Below are 587 nucleotides of genomic sequence, written 5' to 3'. Positions count from 1 at the left end.
CTTGGGCGGCATGGTTACAATCGTGAGCACAGCAAGGAGTATGATCGTGTGGCGAAAGAACTTCTTGGACTTTAGTTGGGTCGTGTTTTTGGTTCCGATGCTATCGACATCTTGTATGTCTCCAGCCTCAATCAACGATGCGTCCGCATATGTGAATGCTCATTCTGGCATTCGCCTCGTCGTCAAAGATGACGAGGCGAATCTACAGTTTCGATATGCCGGTGATGTCGCCGAGTGGCATGATGCTGATGGCCGAGTTGAGCGCGGCGTGAGGTGCGGGTACGTCGCGAGAATCGTCGCTTGCTACATCTCTGACCCCCGCGAAGGAGTGGCGGTCACGACGTCTGATGGCGGCACCGTTGTGGCTGCGAAGTCCGCGGACGATAATTGGCGCTTCGTCTATAGAAGTCAGCACGCAACCGTTTCTGACTGCTCCTATACGATATGGAGCGCCCAGCGAGGGGTTAGTGAGTTTGGCGTGAGCACCTGTGATGGTGTCATCGACTCACGTGCAAAGTGGACGCTTCAAGATCGGCAGGGTTTTTTTGTGAAAGCGAAATAAAGGCTGGAGTGCCGGTGTAATCGGG

The 587-nt window shown here is 54.2% G+C and carries 1 protein-coding gene; it reads left to right on the top strand.

What is annotated here, in order from left to right:
- The coding region (locus tag HX774_RS19850) for a hypothetical protein (protein WP_218650539.1) at window positions 1-562 on the top strand (562 nt) is incomplete at its 5' end.
- Between the last annotated feature and the right edge of the window lie 25 nt (window positions 563-587).

Source organism: Brevundimonas sp. P7753 (assembly GCF_013386595.1).
GTDB lineage: Bacteria > Pseudomonadota > Alphaproteobacteria > Caulobacterales > Caulobacteraceae > Brevundimonas > Brevundimonas bullata.
This window is presented reverse-complemented; position numbering and strand designations above follow the sequence as displayed.